The organism is Rhodococcus sp. 05-2254-6 (assembly GCF_002258565.1).
Classification (GTDB): Bacteria; Actinomycetota; Actinomycetes; order Mycobacteriales; family Mycobacteriaceae; genus Rhodococcoides.
The window spans coordinates 71350-90291 of the sequence record NZ_NOZF01000108.1; the positions used below are offsets into that span (position 1 = coordinate 71350).

Sequence of the window (18942 nt, forward strand, 5' to 3'; positions counted from 1 at the left end):
GCGACGGACGACGATGAATTTCGAGGAGATGACGACAGTGGTGGGACCGGATCGGCAGGAGGGCAGCGGTACGCCCGCTGCCTCGTCCGGGGTCGCCGCAGCGAAGTCGACGGGCAAGGCAGGTCGTAATCTTCCTGCCGCGATCGGAGTCGGCGGGTCGTTGGGAATCGGCCTGATTCTCGTCCTGGTCTTCGTGCCGCTGGTGTGGATCGGCGTGGTGGCCGTCGCGTTGGCCGTCGCTACCTACGAGGTGTCCAAGCGCCTGCGCGAGGGTGGGGTCCTCGTGCCCCGCATCCCCCTGATCCTCGGCGGTCAGGCGATGATCTGGCTCGGCTGGCCGTTCGGGGCAGTCGGTGTGCTCAGCGCGGCGGTGGGCACCGTCCTGGTGTGCATGGTGTGGCTGCTGCTGCGGCAGGGATTCGGCACCGCTCCGAAGAACTACCTCGAAGAACTCTCCGTCACCGTCCTCGTGGCATGTTGGTTGCCGCTGCTGGCCTCGTTCACCGTTTTGATGGTGCTGCAGGACAACGGCGCAGGCCGCATCCTGGTGTTCGTCATCGGCGTCGTGTGCTCGGACATCGGCGGATACATCGCGGGTGTGTTGTTCGGAAAGCATCCGATGGCACCCGCCATCAGCCCGAAGAAGTCCTGGGAAGGGCTCGCCGGTTCGCTCATCTTCTGCATCATCGGATGTCTGCTGACGGTGACGCTCATCCTCGAGGCCAACTCGATGATCGGCATCCTTCTCGGCGTGGTTCTGGTGGTGACCGGCACGTTGGGTGATCTGATCGAGTCGCAGGTCAAGCGTGACCTCCGCATCAAGGACATGGGCACCCTGCTGCCCGGCCACGGCGGCATCATGGACAGGCTCGATTCGCTGCTGCCCTCGGCGTTCGTGGCATGGCTCGTCTTCACCGTTCTCCTCTGAGCAGACTGTTCTCGGGCGTGCGCAGCGAAGTCACCGGGGTGATTCCCAGCCCGAACATCTGGAACTGGCCTCACCTGTACGAGGCGGAGAACCGTGCTCAGGACGTCGACGGTGCTCTGTTCGACGCGATCCGTTCGGTGGCTGACTGGACGGCCAAGACGGTCGTCGACGTCGGTTGCGGAAGCGGCTTTCATCTTCCGGTGTTCGCGGCCGACGCGGACCGGGTGATAGGCGTCGAGCCGCACGAACCACTCGCTGCTGCGGCGAGACTGCGAGTCGCGAACCTGCCGAATGTCGAGGTGAAGATCGCGCAAGCGGATTCCCTCCCGATCGACGACGGCACCGTGGACGTCGTCCATGCGCGCACCGCGTACTTTTTCGGACCGGGCTGCGGGCCGGGAATCGTCGACGCCATGCGCGTGCTCGGGCCGGGAGGGGCGTTGGTCGTCGTGGATCTGGACGCGACCGCGTTGCCGTACGGGGATTGGATGCGGGCCGATCTGCCGCATTACGACCCGGCAACAGTCGAGGCGTTCTTCGAGGCACAGGGTTTCGCACTCACCCGTGTCGACACGAGATGGTCGTTTCCGAATCGACGCATGCTGCGCGATGTGCTGGGAATCGAGTTCGGTCCACGCGTCGCACGTGAGGCCGCGAAGTCGGTGGACGGTGTCTCGTTCGACGTGCGGTATCGAGTCCACGTCCGGTACAAACCGACCGGAATCGAGCTGCATTAGCGAGCCGATGGGCTTTTCGCCGAACGCACCTCGACCCCAGGTGATTTCAGGAGGCGGCGGAAATCCCGAAGATCTCGGCCAGCTCGTTGATCTTGAGCGCCTTCGCCAGGCGGGGCAGGTCGCTTCCGTCCTTGACGTGCGCGCCGTCGGCACCGAGGGCATCGATGACGTCACGGGCCCACGACACATCCGTCGGTGACGGCGCGAGCTCGCGGTTGACGATGGCAGCCTGCTCCGAGTGCATGCACAGCTTGCCCGTCATGCCCATCGACAGGGTCAGAGCTGCGTCGCGTCCGAGGATGCTGTCGTTGGCCGTCAGCGTCGGTCCGTCGATCGGTCCCGGAATGCGCGCTGCGCGTGAGGAGACGACGAGGCGTGAACGGGGGTACGCCATAGCCAGCGGGTCGTCGCTCATACCCGTGTCGCGGCGGAAGTCGCCACTGCCGAAAGCGAGACGGAAGGTCGACTCTGCGCGGGCGATCTCCGTCGCGGCTTCGAGGCCCATCGCGGACTCGACCAGTGCCAGGATCGGAGTGCCGGGTGCCAGGCGAGCAGCTGTGGCCTCGACCTGACCGCCACTCTCGGTCTTCGCGAGCATGACGCCGACCAGTCCGGGCAGACCGGACAACGCGGCGAGGTCATCGGCCCAATACGGCGTCGTTGCATCGTTGATGCGTACCCACGCAGAGTTTCCTTCGCCGAGCCACTGCACGACGGCCTCGCGCGCGGCCGGCTTCTTGGCCGGAGCGACTGCGTCCTCGATGTCGAGGATGACGGCATCGACTCCCGACGCGACGGCGTCGCCGAAGGTCTCGGGCTTGGTGGCCGGCACCAGCAGCCAGGACCGGGCTCGGTCCGGGGCAACGCCGGATGCCACAGGTGTCTCCATGAAAGTTGTCACGTCATGCTCCTCGAGTGAAGTGGGGCACCCCAAGCCTGATCGATTCAGTGAGTCAGCGCCAGCTTCTGTACATAGTGTTCACGAGTGGCGCTACTTCTTCTTGGCCGAACGTCGCACCTGAAGGATTCGAGCGCCGCCCACCATTGCCATCACCAGCGCGCCGGCGATCGCGGCCAGCAACATACTGATGCCGAGGGGCAGATCGAGCTGCCACGCGAAGATCTGGACCGTGACGGAGTCGAGATTCTGCACGATGAACACCAGCAGGATCACCAGGACCACAGCTCCGACCACCAGGCCGGTCCACAGGGCGGCGGTGCGAGTGTGGGCGATATCGGTCGGAGCGGCAGCCTGTCGCTCGGGAACGAACTCGGGATCGGGAGCGGAATGGCCGTCCGAATCCGGAGTAGTGATCGGAGCGAGGTCGCCCGAGGCGCTGTGCTCGCCGGGGTGCGCTGCGCCCGATTTGTCCAGCGATGTCTCGTGATTGTCGTCAGCTCTGGTGGCCATGTCGATGATCCTTCCGCACGTGAAGGCCGAATGCACGTGCATCCGGCCACGACCTCGATACCCATCGGATAACGGACGGAAACAGTCGCGAATAGGACTGCGAGGCGATGGGGTGGACAATGGAGGAATGCAGTGTCACCGAAAGATGTGGGGTGGAGTATGAGCGACTCCGTCGAGGCAACGAACACGTCGACCGAGCAGAAGAGGCCCAATCTCCCCTTGGTCTTCACTGCGCCGCGTCGCGGTATGCCGTCGCGCCACCTCGCCGACCTGGACAAAGAGGGTCTGCGGGATGCGGTGAAGGCGCTCGGTCTACCTGCGTTTCGCGCCGATCAGCTGGCCCGGCACTACTACGGGCGTCTCGAGGCCGACACCACCAAGATGACCGATCTTCCGGCCGAGGCCCGCGAAAAGGTCGGTGCCGATCTCTTCCCCACGCTGCTGACGCCGATCAAGCACCTGGCATGTGATGACGGTGACACTCGCAAGACCCTGTGGAAGGCCAACGACGGGACCTTGCTCGAGAGCGTTCTGATGCGGTACCCGGATCGGGCCACTCTGTGCATCTCCAGTCAGGCCGGCTGCGGAATGGCCTGTCCCTTCTGCGCGACCGGCCAAGCGGGTCTGACGAGGAACCTGTCGACGGCCGAGATCGTCGACCAGGTCCGTTCGGCTGCAGCCGACCTGCGCGACGGCGTGGTCCACGGGGGTGAAGGTCGACTGTCGAACGTGGTCTTCATGGGGATGGGCGAGCCCCTGGCGAACTACAAGAGGGTCGTCTCCGCGGTGCGCAAGATCGTCTCGCCCGCACCCGACGGACTCGGTCTCTCGCAGCGCTCGGTGACGGTGTCGACGGTCGGTCTGGCACCGGCAATCCGCAAGCTGGCCGACGAGGGACTGTCGGTGACGCTGGCGGTGTCGTTGCACACGCCCGACGACGAACTCCGCGACACGCTGGTGCCCGTGAACAACCGTTGGTCGGTGGCAGAGGTGTTGTCGGCGGCAAGGTACTACGCAGACCAGACCGGTCGTCGTGTCTCGATCGAGTACGCAATGATCCGAGACGTCAACGACCAGCCGTGGCGAGCAGACATGCTGGGCAAGAAGCTGCACAAGGCACTCGGCTCACGAGTTCACGTGAACCTGATCCCACTCAATCCGACTCCGGGTAGCGAATGGGACGCCAGCCCGAAGCCGGTGGAGCGAGAGTTCGTCCGACGGGTGATTGCGCAGGGCGTCTCGTGCACCGTCCGAGACACCCGCGGTCAGGAGATCGCCGCAGCGTGCGGTCAGCTGGCAGCCGAGAACTGACTCGGTTGCTAGCGGGGCTTGCGGCGGACGACGATGTCTCGCACCACGAGCCCGACCAGCATCGCTGCGAATCCGATCAACCACAGATCCTCGACCTTGCCGGTGTGGTTGCCGATCATCATGAACAGCAGGAACACGGCTACGACGATGGCGGCCACCCGCATCGCGCGATTCGATTCACCACTCCACCCCCACTCGGCGGACGGCACGTCCGGCACCTCGTTGCGGGTATCGACGACCGGGTCGTACGAAGCGGATTCCAGTTCGGTATTTGCCACCGGTCGGTCCTCTCGGGTGATGAATTCTCGAAGTCGTCCTTCACGAGGCGTCGAGCCTGCGCGTTCGGACAATATTGGCATACGACCGCCCGTCGTAGCCATCAGGGTTGTGTGCTCACCCGGCGCGACTGCCGACTTCGGTGAGAGACTGCGGCGGTGACGTCCGAGCGCCTTCCGCATCCACTGACCCAGTTTCCGCTGAGCTACCCCCGAGACATGGTGGGGTACGGCCGCACGCCGCCGCACGCCCAGTGGCCGGGTCAGGCCAACATCGCCGTCCAGTTCGTCCTCAACTACGAGGAGGGTGCGGAGAACAACGTCCTCGACGGTGACACCAAATCCGAGACGTTCCTCTCGGAAATGATCGGGGCACAAGCCTTTCCGAATCGGCACATGAGCATGGAGTCGCTGTACGAGTACGGCTCGAGGGCAGGCGTGTGGCGGGTGCTGCGGGCGTTCGAGAAGCGCGACCTACCCCTGACGGTGTTCGCTGTCGCGAAGGCCATGGAACGAAACCCGGAAGTGGTTGCCGCACTGTCGGAATTGGGTCACGAGATCGCCTGCCACGGTCTGCGGTGGCTGTCCTACCAGCAGATCGACGAGAACGTCGAGCGCGAGCACATGGCCGAGGCCGTGGCCATCCTTCAGGGCCTCACCGGCTCGGCCCCGCTCGGGTGGTACACTGGACGTGACTCTCCGAACACCCGGTCGCTCGTCGTCGAGCACGGCGGCTTCGTGTACGACTCGGATTCCTACGCCGACGATCTTCCCTACTGGGAGAAGGTCTCTCGTGGCTCCGAGATCGTCGATCACCTGGTGGTGCCGTACACCCTCGATACCAACGACATGCGTTTCGCGTCGCCCGGAGGGTTCTCGACCGGAGACGAGTTCTACGCGCATCTACGGGACGCGTTCGACGTGCTGTACGCCGAGGGGGAGAACGGCAGCCCCAAGATGCTCTCGGTCGGACTGCACTGCAGGCTGGTGGGCAGACCGGCTCGTATCGCCGCCCTTGAGCGTTTTCTCGATCACGTTCAGTCTCACGACAAGGTGTGGGTGGCCAAGCGAATCGACATCGCCGAGCACTGGCGCGCAGTGCACCCACCCTCCTCCTGACTCAGCGCGGCGACCGGCACGCCGACGACAACGCCGTCAGATAGCGGTCGGTGAACAGGGCCTGCACCCGCTGGCCCACCGGACCGCCGAGCCTGGTGTACCAGCGGCCGGGGTTCGAGAACGCGGTGATGTGCGCGGAGACCGTCCCGTCCTCGGGGGAAAAGTCGACGTAGAAGAGTTCCTCGCCGGACTCGGGATGGCCGTCCAGGGTGCCGTAGGCGAAGCCCTGTCGGTTGGCTTCGTCGATGACGTAGACGACACGGCAGGGGATGCGGACGGGCCCGAGCGTGAGAACGACCACGGCGTCGGGGACGGCGTTGTCGGCGTCGGAATGGACCTTCAGTCCGGTGCCGCGGTGCATGTCCCAGCGCATCAGCGTGTCCGCTGCGGCCACGAAGTCCTCGAGTCCGGATCCGATGACCCGCGATTTCTCGACGTGGTGGTAGCCGGACGGGAGCCTGCCGCTCGTTGCTCCTACGTCGACGTAGTTGAACGATGCCGCGCGATACTTCGAGACGTCCATGCCCTCCAGCGTGCCAGCTACGGCGGCACATAGGGGTTTCTCAGCCTCGGTAGGCAACAATGGACCGGTGCCAGACCATCGTGAGCGAACGACCTCCTCGGATCGTCCCGAGCCGATTCGAGTGTTGCTGTTGGGTAGCACCGGCTCGATCGGAACCCAAGCGCTCGACGTCATCGCCACCGACCCCGACCGTTTCGTCGTCGTCGGTCTTGCTGCGGGCGGTGGAAAGATCGAGCTACTTCGCCGTCAGATCGCCGAGACCGGTGCTCGACGCGTGGCCGTGGCCGACCCCGCCGCTGCCGCCGAGCTCGACTTTCCCGGGGTTCTGAGCGGGCCGCGCGCGGTCACCGAGCTCGTTGAGTCCACGCAGGCGGACGTGGTGCTCAACGCACTGGTGGGCTCGCTCGGTCTCGAGCCGACGTTGGCGGCGTTGAAGACCGGAGCCCGGCTGGCGTTGGCGAACAAGGAATCTCTGGTCGCTGGCGGGGAACTGGTGCTCGCTGCCGCCGCACCGGGACAGATAGTTCCGGTGGACTCGGAGCACTCGGCGCTGGCGCAGTGCCTGCGCAGTGGCCACCGAAGCGAGGTGGATCGACTGATCCTGACCGCTTCGGGCGGACCGTTCCGTGGGTGGAGCGAAGCGGAACTGAAGTCGGTGACGCCTGCCCAGGCCGCGGCTCATCCGACCTGGTCGATGGGTCCGATGAACACGTTGAACTCGGCAACCTTGGTCAACAAGGGCCTCGAGTTGATCGAAGCGCATCTGCTGTTCGGGGTGCCGTACGACAAGATCGACGTCACCGTGCATCGGCAATCCATCGTCCATTCGATGGTGACGTTCGTGGACGGATCCACCATTGCCCAGGCCAGCCCGCCGGACATGAAGCTTCCGATCGGGTTGGCGCTCGGGTGGCCCGATCGAGTTCCCGATGTTGCGCGTGCACTCGATTTCACTGCAGCGTTCTCCTGGGACTTCGAGCCACTCGACGATCGAGTGTTCCCCGCCGTGCAGCTGGCCCGCGAGGCCGGAATCATGGGCGGGTGCACGACGGCGGTGTACAACGCGTCCAACGAGATCGCGGCCGAGGCGTTCCTCGCCGGGCGCATCGAGTTCCCGCAGATAGTGCAGACGGTGCGTGCCGTCGTCGATGACGGCAGTGGACAATGGTCGACGGTGCCGACCGACGTGGACGACGTCCTCGCGGCGGATTCCTGGGCTCGCGCACGTGCGAGTGAGCTCCTGAAACAGAAGGGCCTCTGAGTTACATGCTGTTCGCTCTGGGTGTGGTGCTGTTCGCCGTCGGCATCGGTGTGTCGATCGCGCTGCACGAGGCAGGACACATGTGGACCGCGAAAGCGCTCGGCATGAAGGTCCGCCGGTACTACATCGGGTTCGGCCCCAAGATCTTCTCCTTCCGACGCGGCGAGACCGAATACGGCCTCAAGGCAATTCCGGCCGGCGGATTCTGCGACATCGCCGGAATGACGGCGATCGACGAGCTCGCACCCGACGAGGTCGAGCGCGCGATGTATCGCCAGAAGACGTGGAAGCGGATCGTCGTCATGGTCGGCGGCATCGCGATGAACTTCGTACTGGGAATCGTGCTGATCTATGCGCTCGTTCTCGGGTGGGGCACGCCCGATCGGGTCACTCCGACCACGACTGTCCAGGGTGTCGGCTGCGTCGGAACGACGCAGACACCGGACGGTGAGATCGCCGATTGCTCGGGTGACGGTCCGGCCGCCGCGGCAGGGCTGCGTGAGGGCGACATCATCACAGCGGTGGACGGCACCCCCACGGAGGTCTGGTCGGATGCGGTTCTGGCCATTCAGGCCTCCACCGGCTCGGTCGAGCTGACAGTGGATCGCAACGGTGCTTCGCAGACCATCACCGTCCCGGTCACACAGGTTCAGCGATACGTCGTCGATCCCGACACCGGAGCGAGGGAGTCGACGACGGTCGGGGCGGTGGGTGTCACCGGGGGTCCGCCACCGAACATCACGTACAACCCGATCGAGGCGGTGCCGGAGACGTTCGCTTTCACCGGCGACATCTTCGTACAGACCGGCAAGGCACTCGTGCAACTGCCGACCAAGGTGCAGGCGCTGTGGGAGTCGATCTTCGGCGGTGAGCGTGGCCTCGACACCCCGATGAGCGTCGTCGGTGCCAGTGTCATCGGTGGTCAGGCAGCGGAGACGGAGAACTGGGCGACGTTCATCGGGTTGCTCGCGTCGTTGAATTTCTTCCTCGGGGCGTTCAACCTCGTGCCGCTGTTGCCGCTCGACGGTGGCCACATCGCCGTGACCATCTACGAGCGCATTCGCAACATCTTCCGAAACCGCCGTGGCCTACCGGACGGCGCGCCGGTGGACTACATGAAGCTGATGCCGGTCACTTACGTGGTCATCGTCGTTTTCATCGGGTTCTCCTTGTTGACACTCACGGCGGACATCGTCAACCCGATTCAATTGTTCTAAGTAGACTCGTCAGTCGTAGCTAGGAAAGAAGGCCACTGTGTCCGTGTCAGTCGGATTGGGAATGCCGGCACCGCCGGTACCGGTACTCGCGCCGCGTCGAAAGACCAGGCAGCTCCAGGTCGGGTCGGTGGGAGTGGGCAGCGACAGCCCCATCTCGGTGCAGTCCATGTGCACCACCAAGACCCACGACATCAACGCCACTCTGCAGCAGATCGCCGAACTGACGGCGTCGGGCTGCGACATCGTGCGTGTGGCATGCCCCACACAGGACGACGCGGATGCGCTGTCGATCATCGCCAAGAAGAGTCAGATTCCGGTGATCGCCGACATCCACTTCCAGCCCAAGTACATCTTCGCCGCGATCGATGCAGGATGCGCCGCTGTGCGCGTCAACCCGGGGAACATCAAGGAATTCGACGGCCGGGTCAAGGAAGTCGCCAAGGCAGCCGGTGACGCGAACATTCCGATCCGCATCGGCGTCAATGCCGGTTCGCTCGATCCTCGCCTGATGAAGAAGTACGGCAAGGCGACACCGGAGGCCCTCGTGGAGTCCGCGCTGTGGGAGGCGGGTCTGTTCGAGGAACACGGATTCGGTGACATCAAGATCTCCGTCAAGCACAACGACCCCGTCATCATGGTCGCCGCGTACGAGCAGCTGGCCGCGCAGTGCGACTACCCGCTGCACCTCGGTGTCACCGAGGCCGGCCCCGCTTTCCAGGGCACCATCAAATCCTCGGTGGCCTTCGGCGCACTGCTGTCTCGTGGAATCGGCGACACCATCCGCGTGTCCCTGTCGGCTCCGCCGGCCGAGGAGATCAAGGTCGGTAACCAGATTCTGCAGTCGCTCAACCTGCGTCCCCGCAAGCTCGAAATCGTCTCCTGCCCGTCGTGCGGACGCGCGCAGGTCGACGTGTACACCCTCGCCGACGAGGTCACCGCAGGCCTGGAGGGCATGGAAATTCCGCTGCGCGTTGCCGTCATGGGATGCGTCGTCAACGGTCCGGGCGAGGCGCGCGACGCCGACCTCGGCGTGGCGTCGGGCAACGGCAAGGGCCAGATCTTCGTCAAGGGCAAGGTCATCAAGACCGTGCCCGAGGCGCAGATCGTGGAGACCTTGATCGAGGAAGCAATGCGCATCGCCGAGGAATTCGAGAAGGATGAGACCGCAGACGGCGGCGCTCCGGTGGTGACGGTCAGCTGAGCAGGATCGATCCGGTCGGTGTCCGGTTTGCCGCTCTGCCACCGAGGGAACAGGTTCTCTGGAATGATTCGCTACACGCTCGGTCGGTGTGTATGCGGTAGGTGGGTCAGGAGGTCGGCAGGTGCTCAAGCTCCTCGGTGCGAAGCCTCTCGGTAATCGGGACGTTGCGCATGTCTTACGGGTGCTCGATGCCGACCCGGTTGCCACCTGCATGGTCGCCGCGAGGGTGCAGGAATCCGGACTGGATCCGAGGTCGTTTCACGGTGAGATGTGGAGCCGGGGCGGACCGGACGAGTCATTGTGCTTCTACGGAGCCAACCTCGTCCCTCTGCTCGGATCGAGTGACGATCTGCGGTCGTTCGCCGACCGCGCGTGCCGCGGTCCACGGCTGTGTTCCTCACTGGTCGGACGAGCCGAACTGACACTGCCGCTGTGGGAGATGCTCGAAACCGACTGGGGCCCGGCCCGGGAAGTTCGTGGTGAGCAACCGCTGCTGGCCACGTCGGTCCGATCGTCGGTCACCCCCGATCCACACGTACGTCTCGTTCGCCCAGAGGAACTGGACGTGTATCTGACTGCGGCCGTGGCCATGTTCATCGAGGAAGTCGGAGTCGACCCGAGGCAGAACGACGGCGGCCGCGGATACCGGCGACGGATCTCGAGTCTGATTGCCGCGCAGCGTGCGTGGGCTCGATTCGAGGACGGTCGGGTGGTGTTCAAGGCCGAGATCGGGTCGCAGTCGGCGACGGTGGGGCAGATCCAGGGGGTATGGGTTCACCCCGATCGGCGTGGGCACGGTCTCGGTGCGTCCGGTACCGCAGCGGTGGTGAATTCGGTGGTCCGCCAGGGCCGCACCGCAAGCCTCTACGTCAACAGTTTCAACTACGTCGCCAGACGGGCGTACGCGAAGATCGGTCTGACCCAGGTGGCGACCTTCACGACCGTGCTCCTCGACTAGATCGGCCGTCGCTCGAACGGGTTGTGCCGAACCGCGATTCGTTGCCGCAGCCGGAGGCAGCGCCCTATTACTATGGGGCGCAATGAGATCACGTGGTGCAACCGAAGTGCGGTATCGGATCGGCGCGGTATCGGTGGTCGCAGCCGTCGTTGCTGCCGCCCTCGCCGGATGTACCCCCAAGCCCGACGGCCCGGAGCCGGCTGCCCAGGCATTTCTCGCCGCGTTCGAGTCCAACGACATCGCCGCCGCGGCCGCGGACACCGACAAGCCCGACGCGGCGGCCACGGCACTGACCGAGGCGTGGACCAATCTTCAGGCCGAGGCTCTGGAAGCGGAGACGACGTCGGTGCAGGTCGACGGTGACACCGCCACAGTCGGCTACACCTACACGTGGCAGCTGCCGAAGGATCGGGTGTGGACGTACGACGGTCAGCTGAACATGGGTCGCAGCGAGGGCGAGTGGGTGGTGCGCTGGACGGCGTCGGACATCCATCCCAAGCTCGGTGACACTCAAACGATGTCGTTGCGATCCACGGCGGCTCCGCGCGCACGAGTCAACGAGCGCTCCGGGACCGACGTGTTGGTGCCCGGGGTGGTGCACCGAATCAAATTCGACGCGGCCGATGCGAACAATGTGGTTGCCTCGGCGACGGCGCTGTCGACATTGCTGACACCGTTCGATGCGTCCATCACCGCGCAGTCCATCGTCGAATCCGCCACCTCTGTCGACGGCGACTATCCGGTGGCGTTGCTTCGAGACAGTGACTACCAGCCGATCTCGGCCGCGCTGACCGAGATCCCGGGAGTGACCGCATCGGACGAATCGGATCTGGTGTCCACCGACCCCACGTTCGCGCCGGACCTGGTCGGCCAGGTCAAGAAGGCCGTCATCGACGAGGTCGACGGCAAGGCGGGGTGGAGTGTGGTCACCACGAATCGCAACGGCGTCGACATCGATGTCCTCACCGACACTCCGCCGGAGCCCTCTCCGTCGTTCTCCATCAGTCTCGATCGCAACATTCAGGTCGCGGCGCAGCGTGCGGTGAACGCACGCACCGAGCAGGCGATGACGGTGGTCATCCAGCCGTCCACCGGGGCGATTCTGGCGGTGGCACAGAACCCGGCTGCCGATCGGGACGGACCGGTCGCGTCGGCCGGCCTCTACCCACCCGGATCGACCTTCAAGATCATCACCGCCGGTGCCGCCATCTCGAGCGGACTCGCGTCTCCGGGCAGCACCGTCCCGTGTCCGGGTCGAATCGTGATCGGTGAGCGCAGTGTGCCCAACTACAACGAGTTCGCATTGGGTGACGTGACGATGAGTACTGCGTTCACCCGCTCGTGCAACACCTCGTTCGCCAAGCTGGCCAGCGAGATGGCACCGGATGCATTGACCGTGGCGGCATCTCAGTTCGGCGTCGGGCCGGACTACGACGTCGTCGGGCTGCCTACCGATTCCGGTTCGGTGCCCCCGGCCGAGGAGCTCGTCCAGCGCACCGAGGACGGCTTCGGTCAGGGCCGAGTGGTCGTGTCGACGTTCGGTATGGCCCTGGCCGCCGCGACGGTGGCCCATGGCTCGACGCCGGTGCCGAACCTCCTGGTCGGACGCGACACCGTCATCACGGGAGAGCTTCCGCAAATCGAGCCTGCGATGGTCGACGGGCTGCGCGGGATGATGCGTTCGGTGGTCACCAGCGGTACGGCCGAGCGCATCGCAGACCAGGGCGAGGTGTACGGCAAGACAGGCGAAGCAGAGGTCGACGGCGGCTCGCACTCGTGGTTCGTCGGCTACCGCGGAGACATCGCCTTCGCCACCCTCGTGGTGCGGGGCGGCAGCTCGGACAATGCGGTCGCGGTGACCCGAGAGATGTTCGAGCAACTGCCGCCCGGGTACTGACCGCTCGGCGGTGTGCCCGGTTCAGGAGGGCAGCACACCGAGTCGACGGCAGGCCACCACGGCTTCGTATCGAGTGTGCGATTCGGTTTTGCGCATCACGCTGCGCAGGTACGACTTGACGGTCTCGGCACCGATCGACAAACGCGCGGCGACCTCGATGTTGGTGCAGCCCAGGGCAACCTGTGAGATCACGTCGATCTCTCGTGGTGTCAGCGACTGCGACCCGTCCTGGGTCCGTGGGTCGTGGGGCATCTCCTGGCCTAGTGAGGCGGCCAGGCGGGCTGCGACCGCGTCGAGTCTGCGCCGGATCGCCACGTCACCGACAGATCGGGCGAGATCGGACAGTTCCTCGTGGACGCTGCGCAGTTCGGCCGTGCGGGAGACATCCGAGTCCAGCATCGAGCGGGTGGTCGCCAGCAGACGGATCCGGCGGTCGACCTCGTCACGCACGGAGATCTCCTGGCCGAGACGCCTGGCGGCGGTCGTCATGATGTCGCCGACGCGATCTCCGAGGGGTCCGCGTTCGCGTAGGGCCGCGTACATCACTATTCGCGCCACACCGGCAACGACCACCGGCACCGCCAGTATCGATTTGAGGCCCTCGCCGAGTACCGGTCGGTCGAAGTGATGGGTGATCGACATCGACGCGCCGTAATCGCTCACGGCCGCGGGCCTGCGCTGTTCCATGACTCGCCCGCCGAGGCCGGATCTGGGTGGGATGGCGAGTCCGTCCAGGCCTCGGGTTCTGGTTCCGTGGAATTCACTCAGGTACAGGGTCTCCGAGGAGACCTCGCCGCCGAACACGACGGGCACGTCGGACGCCGCTGCCACCTGGCGCAGTTCGGCGCGCAGGGCATCGCCGTCACGGGGCCGCAACAGATTCGAATGGACCACGGAGCTTCCTTTCCCGTGTCGGATGCACGAGCGACGAACGTGATCCAGATCATATCCACAACGGCAAGCGCTGTTTCGACTGGCACGGGCCACTGCGCTGCGGTTCGGGGCCGAATACGAGCCGACTACTCTGGACGCCATGTCTGTGACCGCCGAGAGCAAGCCCCGTCAGCCACTCGTACCAGGCGTCGTATCGCCCGTCCTCGCGGTGCCCAAGTCCATCGAGCGCCCCGAATACGCCTGGAAGTCGACCGTGGCCGAAGGCAGTGAGCCCTGGGTCCAGACCCCCGAGGTCATCGAGAAGATGCGAGTGGCGTCGAAGATCGCGGCCAGGGCACTACAGGAAGCGGGCCGGGCGGTGGCACCGGGAATCACCACCGACGAGCTGGACCGGATTGCCCACGAGTACATGATCGATCACGGTGGAATCCGGGATGCCGTGGCAGATGACCTCGTTCAGGGACGTGCAGCAGGACTTCGGGAACCCTCGGTAGCCCAACGTGGACGGGTACGCACCGTGATCGAGGACGGTGACATCGTCAACATCGACGTCACCGCGTACATCGACGGCGTCCACGGCGACACCAACGCGACCTTCCTGGCCGGCAACGTCTCCGAGGAAGCGCGCCTGCTGGTCGAACGTACGCACGAGGCCACCATGCGTGCCATCAAGGCGGTCAAGCCGGGGCGCGCGCTCAACGTGATCGGCCGCGTCATCGAGTCGTATGCGCACCGGTTCGGCTACGGCGTGGTGGAGGACTTCACCGGCCACGGCATCGGTACCACCTTCCACAACGGTCTCGTCGTTCTGCATTACGACCAGCCGTCGGTGGACACCGTCATCGAGCCGGGTATGACGTTCACGATCGAACCGATGATCAACCTGGGCACGATCAACGCCGAGATGTGGGACGACGGCTGGACGGTGGTCACGCACGACAAGAAGTGGACCGCGCAGTTCGAGCACACCCTCGTGGTCACCGAGACGGGCAGCGAGATTCTGACCCTCCCGTGAGCGGAGCCTGCGGAGTGAATAGAAATACGATGCCGTGAATCCGAAAGGCGCTCTGCTGGTTGCGGGGACGACATCCGACGCAGGCAAGAGTGTGTTGGTTGCCGGGCTGTGTCGGATGTTGGCGAGACGGGGCGTGCGGGTTGCTCCGTTCAAGGCGCAGAACATGTCCAACAATTCGGTGGTCACGCTCGATGGCGGTGAGATCGGTCGAGCGCAGGCGATGCAGGCGTCGGCCTGCGGTCTCGAGCCGAGTGTCCGCTTCAATCCGGTGTTGCTGAAACCGGGGAGTGACCGGACCTCGCAGTTGGTGGTGCGCGGGCGGGCCGTTGCGCAGGTGAGTGCGAGCAACTACATCGAGCATCGGCAGTCGTTGCGCGCTGTGGTTGCAGACGAATTGTCCTCTCTGCGCGAGGAATTCGATGTGGTGATCTGCGAGGGGGCGGGCTCGCCCGCCGAGATCAATCTGCGCGCCACGGACCTGGCCAACATGGGGTTGGCGACGGCGGCGTCTCTTCCGGTGATCGTGGTGGGGGATATCGATCGAGGGGGAGTGCTGGCTCATCTGTTCGGCACCGTTGCGGTGCTGTCTCCGGGGGATCAGGCGCTCGTCGCCGGGTTCGTGATCAACAAGTTCCGCGGTGATCCTGCTCTGCTGGCACCCGGTCTCGATCAGTTACGCGCGTTGACGGGACGTCCGACGTACGGTGTCGTTCCCTTCGCGGACGGATTGTGGATGGACGCCGAGGATTCACTCGGAACCGTTCCCGATGCTCCGGTGGGGCGGCCGCGTGCACCGCACGGCTCGCAGTGGTTGCGCGTCGCTGCGGTGCGTTTGCCGAGAATCTCCAACACCACCGATGTCGAGGCGTTGGCCTGCGAGCCCGGGGTGTCGGTCCACTGGGTCACCGAGCCGTCCCGGCTCGAGGATGTGGATCTGGTGGTCGTTCCGGGCAGCAAGTCCACCGTGTCGGACCTGGAGTGGTTGCGGCGCACCGGTCTTGCCGATGCGATCGCGGCACGCGGGGCTGCGGGCCTTCCGGTTCTGGGGATCTGCGGTGGCTATCAGATGTTGGGCCGAACGATCGACGACACCGTCGAATCCGGAGCGGGGGCAGTCCGGGGTCTCGGTCTGCTCGATCTCGACATCGAGTTCGCAGCCGACAAGGTACTCGCGCAGGTGGCGGGGCAGTCGATACAGTTCGGCCCGAATCCCGTGTCGGGCTACGAGATTCACCACGGCAGGGTCGCACGAAACGGCGACGACGCCTTGTCGACCACCGCGTCGGGTATCGCCGAAGGCAGCCTACGCGGCAGCGTTCTGGGTACCCACTGGCACGGATTGCTCGAGTCCGACGATTTCCGTCGTTCCCTGCTCACCTGGGTGGCAGAGAAGTCGGGTCGTACGGGATTCGAGGTGGCACCCGACACGTCGGTCGCGGCACTGCGGGAGCAGCAGTTGGATCTGTTGGCCGATCTGGTGGAAGACAACCTCGACGTCGACGCCGTACTCGACCTCATCGAGCACGGCGTCGATCCGGGCCTCGACACCATTGTCACGCAGTTGCTTTGAGCAGACCGAACCAGCTGGCCGCAGACAGTATCGCCGTGATGGTCAACGGAATGACGACCAGTAGCAGAATTCGCGGTGTGTCGGTGAAGAAATCGCCGACGTTGGGCCACCAGTTCTGCCAGGTCACGAGTACAGATCCGCCGCCGAAGACTACGAGCGCTCCGAGTCCGAGGGTGAACAATCCGTTGGTGCGGAACCGTCGATACACGACGCCGATGAATGCACCGAAGCCGCCGAGGAGCAGCATGACGGTAACGAGTGCGGCCCACTGCACCAACGGATTGTCTGTCGCGTACCGAGCGATGCCGAACATTCGCAGTTTCAGGCCGAATCCATCCGTGGCTGCTTCGATCAAGGACAGCACGTAGATGATCGTGCCGAATGCAATCGACTGGCATACACCTACCAACGCTGTGGCGGTGAGGAATTCGCGGCGAGTGATGCTCAGACCCAGGGCATAGGGAAAGCACTGAGTGATCGCGGTGATGTAGAACGCCATGGCGAATCCATAGATCGAGAAGACGCTACCGGTGAAGTTGTATTCGGAGTCTGTGGTCGGGATGACCAGAAATATGCCGAAGGTGATCACGAAGGCAATCGCGAGAACCGCCATCGGCCACACGAATGTCGTTGCCCACGAAGTGTTGTGGATGCGAGCTACGTTCAGTATCCGTTTCATGACAACGCCTCCTCGGCGGTGGTGCGTTCGATGATCAACTGCTGCAGTGGAACAGCTTCGATGGTGAGCCCTGCGGCTCGGCCGTCGGATCTCTGCTGAGCAGTCAGTCGGGCGTCGATCGTCGTTCGTACGCTCGGTCCAAGAGCGGAGCGGTGCAGGGTCCGGTGAGCAGCGGTGAACGCGTCGACAGCCGGCGCAGGACCGGTGATCTCGAACGCACTCTCGCGCAGGGTATCCGACTCGTCGTCGAGCACGATCCTGCCCTTGTCGATGAGGATCACGTGTTCGATGAGATCGCTGACCTCATCGATGAGGTGAGTGGACAGAACCACGGTCCTGGGGTGCTCGGCGTAGTCGGCCAGCAATCTGTCGTAGAACAGGTGTCGCGAGACCGCGTCCAGTCCCAAGTAGGGCTCGTCGAAAAAGGTCAGTGGTGCACGCGACGCGAGTCCGATGACGATTCCGAGAGCCGACGTCATTCCTCGCGAGAGCTTCTTGATCTTGCGGCCGAGGGGCAGGTCGAAGTCGCGCAGCAACTCGGCGGCGAAGTCGCCGTCCCAGTGTGGAAGGACATGTGACGCGTGCGAGACGGCGTGCTTGACCTTGAGATCGTCGGGATACTTCTGGCTTTCCTTGACGAAGCACACGTGACCGAGCGCGTGAGGGTTTTCCCACGGACGTTGTCCGAACACCGAGATGTCCCCGGCGCTCTGGCGCATTTGAGCCGTCATCATCTGCATGACGGTGGTCTTACCCGCGCCGTTGCGGCCGAGGAAGCCGTAGATCTTGTTGCGTTCGATCTCGAAACTCACATCGTCCACCGCGGTGAACGAGCCGAAATTCTTGGTCAGGTGAGTGGCCGACGCAACGATGCTGCTGGGTTCGTCGAACGAGTCGAGGGTGTGGACGCTCATCGTGCTGCCTCCCAGTTGTCGAGCATGGTCTTGAGTTCGTCGACGGTCATGCCGAGCTTGCGAGCCTCGGTGACGAGCGGATCGATGTACTGGCGAGCGAAGAGGTCTCGGCGACGGAATCGAAGAGCGTCCCGAGCGCCTGTGGTCACGAACATTCCGATTCCTCGTTTCTTGTAGACGACACCGTCGGCGACGAGCTTGGCGAGTCCCTTTCCTGCGGTGGCCGGGTTGATTCGATGGAATGCGGCCAGTTCGTTGGTCGAGGGGACCTGCTCTTCCTCTGCCAGGGAGCCGTCGATGATCGAGTTCTCGATCATCTCGGCAATCTGCAGGAAGATTGGCCTGCCCTCGTCCATCAGAACCGCCGCCGGTGCGTCGAGGTTGCTTGCCTCAGTGGTTCATTACTCATGTAACTAACCATAGAACCGACGCGTGGTCGGCGCAAGAGGCAGTACCGTCGTCCCCATGGAGTTCACGCATGTGAGTGCTGCGGGTGGGCAATGTTCGGTGCGAGTCGCAGGCCCGGACAGCAGGCACGCCGTTCTCTTGCTTCCCGATGCAGGCGATCCGGTGGATGTCTACGACGCCGTCAGTGAACGGTTGCACAATTCGGATCTGAAAACTGTTGCGCTGGAGAGCATCGACGGCATCAGCGACGAGGCGATCCTGACGGTTCTCGACGAGCTGAAGCTGTCGTGGGTGCACCTCGTCGGCAGCGGAGCGGGTGCGGAAACGGCATGGACGTTGGCCGCCAAGACCTTCGGACGCTTCGCAAGTCTGATCGCGGTGAACCGGTGCCACCCCGCGATCGCGGACGAGCAGGGAACCGTACGCGGCGCGGATTGCCCCCCGGTCGAGCTGCCGACGACATTGGTCGTCGGGTCCTCGTTGGGCCGCGCATCCGCCGACGCGAGCGGACGGTTCGTCTACGCGGACTTCCGCGTGGTCCAACTCGACGGCAGCGCGAATGTCGTCGCCGACGAGCCGGCTGCGCTGGCCACCGAGATCGTGCTCCGCACCAGCCCCTGGTGA

General features: G+C 64.6%; 20 protein-coding genes. 12 read left to right on the top strand and 8 right to left on the bottom strand.

What is annotated here, in order from left to right; genetic code table 11:
• Window positions 1–13: 13 nt before the first annotated feature.
• Together CH256_RS13265 and CH256_RS13270 are read left to right on the top strand one after the other, a co-directional pair.
• Window positions 14–928 (top strand): phosphatidate cytidylyltransferase, encoded by a 915-nt coding sequence (locus CH256_RS13265; protein ID WP_068050284.1) that lies wholly within the window; start codon window positions 14–16, stop codon window positions 926–928.
• 17 nt (window positions 929–945) lie between these two features.
• Window positions 946–1665: a class I SAM-dependent methyltransferase gene (locus CH256_RS13270; RefSeq protein WP_373454815.1), complete on the top strand. Its 720-nt coding sequence runs from the start codon at window positions 946–948 to the stop codon at window positions 1663–1665.
• 46 nt (window positions 1666–1711) lie between these two features.
• Here CH256_RS13270 and CH256_RS13275 read toward each other — a convergent pair whose 3' ends face one another.
• Both CH256_RS13275 and CH256_RS13280 read right to left on the bottom strand, forming a co-directional pair.
• Window positions 1712–2554 carry an HpcH/HpaI aldolase/citrate lyase family protein gene (locus tag CH256_RS13275; protein WP_094642195.1) on the bottom strand — a complete coding sequence of 281 codons (843 nt, stop codon included), beginning with the start codon at window positions 2552–2554 and terminating at the stop codon, window positions 1712–1714.
• A 102-nt stretch (window positions 2555–2656) separates the two neighbouring features.
• The gene (locus tag CH256_RS13280; RefSeq protein ID WP_094642422.1) at window positions 2657–3076 is read right to left on the bottom strand and encodes a LapA family protein; all 420 of its coding nucleotides are present in this window, start codon (window positions 3074–3076) and stop codon (window positions 2657–2659) included.
• A gap of 159 nt (window positions 3077–3235) precedes the next feature.
• Here CH256_RS13280 and rlmN point away from each other — a divergent pair, with 159 nt between their 5' ends.
• A complete protein-coding gene (gene rlmN / locus CH256_RS13285; protein WP_094642194.1) occupies window positions 3236–4387 on the top strand; it encodes a 23S rRNA (adenine(2503)-C(2))-methyltransferase RlmN in 1152 nt (383 codons plus the stop codon).
• Between the two features lie 8 nt (window positions 4388–4395).
• Here the strand turns inward: rlmN and CH256_RS13290 are convergent, their stop codons facing one another.
• Complete coding sequence (locus tag CH256_RS13290) at window positions 4396–4665, bottom strand: DUF2631 domain-containing protein (RefSeq protein WP_068050271.1); 270 nt, start codon at window positions 4663–4665, stop codon at window positions 4396–4398.
• A 216-nt stretch (window positions 4666–4881) separates the two neighbouring features.
• Between CH256_RS13290 and puuE the strand changes: the two genes are divergently transcribed.
• Window positions 4882–5781, top strand: coding sequence for an allantoinase PuuE (puuE, locus tag CH256_RS13295; RefSeq protein ID WP_176460507.1), 900 nt, complete (start codon window positions 4882–4884; stop codon window positions 5779–5781).
• Window position 5782: 1 nt separating this feature from the next.
• On the opposite strand, the gene CH256_RS13300 is transcribed toward puuE, so the two are convergent.
• Window positions 5783–6304, bottom strand: coding sequence for a DUF1990 family protein (locus CH256_RS13300; RefSeq protein WP_094669811.1), 522 nt, complete (start codon window positions 6302–6304; stop codon window positions 5783–5785).
• Between the two features lie 121 nt (window positions 6305–6425).
• Here CH256_RS13300 and dxr point away from each other — a divergent pair, with 121 nt between their 5' ends.
• The 5 genes from dxr (at window position 6426) to CH256_RS13325 (ending at window position 12838) form a co-directional block, all read left to right on the top strand.
• Window positions 6426–7565, top strand: a complete 1140-nt coding sequence (gene dxr / locus CH256_RS13305) for a 1-deoxy-D-xylulose-5-phosphate reductoisomerase (protein WP_094669835.1) — start codon at window positions 6426–6428, stop codon at window positions 7563–7565.
• 5 nt (window positions 7566–7570) lie between these two features.
• A complete protein-coding gene (locus CH256_RS13310; RefSeq protein ID WP_068050266.1) occupies window positions 7571–8782 on the top strand; it encodes a M50 family metallopeptidase in 1212 nt (403 codons plus the stop codon).
• Between the two features lie 61 nt (window positions 8783–8843).
• Entirely contained in the window at window positions 8844–9983 is a 1140-nt protein-coding gene (gene ispG / locus CH256_RS13315) for a flavodoxin-dependent (E)-4-hydroxy-3-methylbut-2-enyl-diphosphate synthase (protein WP_068050276.1), read from the top strand.
• Between the two features lie 121 nt (window positions 9984–10104).
• Window positions 10105–10941, top strand: coding sequence for a GNAT family N-acetyltransferase (locus CH256_RS13320; RefSeq protein ID WP_068050264.1), 837 nt, complete (start codon window positions 10105–10107; stop codon window positions 10939–10941).
• Between the two features lie 82 nt (window positions 10942–11023).
• Window positions 11024–12838 (top strand): penicillin-binding transpeptidase domain-containing protein, encoded by a 1815-nt coding sequence (locus CH256_RS13325; protein WP_179272089.1) that lies wholly within the window; start codon window positions 11024–11026, stop codon window positions 12836–12838.
• 21 nt (window positions 12839–12859) lie between these two features.
• On the opposite strand, the gene CH256_RS13330 is transcribed toward CH256_RS13325, so the two are convergent.
• Complete coding sequence (locus CH256_RS13330; RefSeq protein WP_256989435.1) at window positions 12860–13732, bottom strand: helix-turn-helix transcriptional regulator; 873 nt, start codon at window positions 13730–13732, stop codon at window positions 12860–12862.
• Window positions 13733–14036: 304 nt separating this feature from the next.
• On the opposite strand from CH256_RS13330, the gene map reads away from it, so the two are divergent.
• Both map and CH256_RS13340 read left to right on the top strand, forming a co-directional pair.
• On the top strand, window positions 14037–14747 hold the full coding sequence (map, locus tag CH256_RS13335) for a type I methionyl aminopeptidase (protein ID WP_373454819.1): 711 nt from the start codon (window positions 14037–14039) through the stop codon (window positions 14745–14747).
• 34 nt (window positions 14748–14781) lie between these two features.
• Entirely contained in the window at window positions 14782–16317 is a 1536-nt protein-coding gene (locus CH256_RS13340; protein WP_068050253.1) for a cobyric acid synthase, read from the top strand.
• Here CH256_RS13340 and CH256_RS13345 read toward each other — a convergent pair.
• Genes CH256_RS13345 through CH256_RS13355 form a run of 3 tightly spaced genes read right to left on the bottom strand, consistent with a single transcriptional unit; the run spans window position 16301 to window position 18269 of the window.
• Entirely contained in the window at window positions 16301–16996 is a 696-nt protein-coding gene (locus tag CH256_RS13345) for an ABC transporter permease (RefSeq protein WP_094669814.1), read from the bottom strand. The genes CH256_RS13340 and CH256_RS13345 overlap by 17 nt on opposite strands.
• Entirely contained in the window at window positions 16993–17910 is a 918-nt protein-coding gene (locus CH256_RS13350) for an ABC transporter ATP-binding protein (protein WP_094669815.1), read from the bottom strand. Before CH256_RS13350 ends, CH256_RS13345 begins: the two co-directional genes overlap by 4 nt.
• Complete coding sequence (locus CH256_RS13355) at window positions 17907–18269, bottom strand: GntR family transcriptional regulator (protein ID WP_176460506.1); 363 nt, start codon at window positions 18267–18269, stop codon at window positions 17907–17909. Before CH256_RS13355 ends, CH256_RS13350 begins: the two co-directional genes overlap by 4 nt.
• Window positions 18270–18375: 106 nt before the next feature.
• On the opposite strand from CH256_RS13355, the gene CH256_RS13360 reads away from it, so the two are divergent.
• Window positions 18376–18942 (top strand): alpha/beta fold hydrolase, encoded by a 567-nt coding sequence (locus CH256_RS13360; RefSeq protein ID WP_094669816.1) that lies wholly within the window; start codon window positions 18376–18378, stop codon window positions 18940–18942.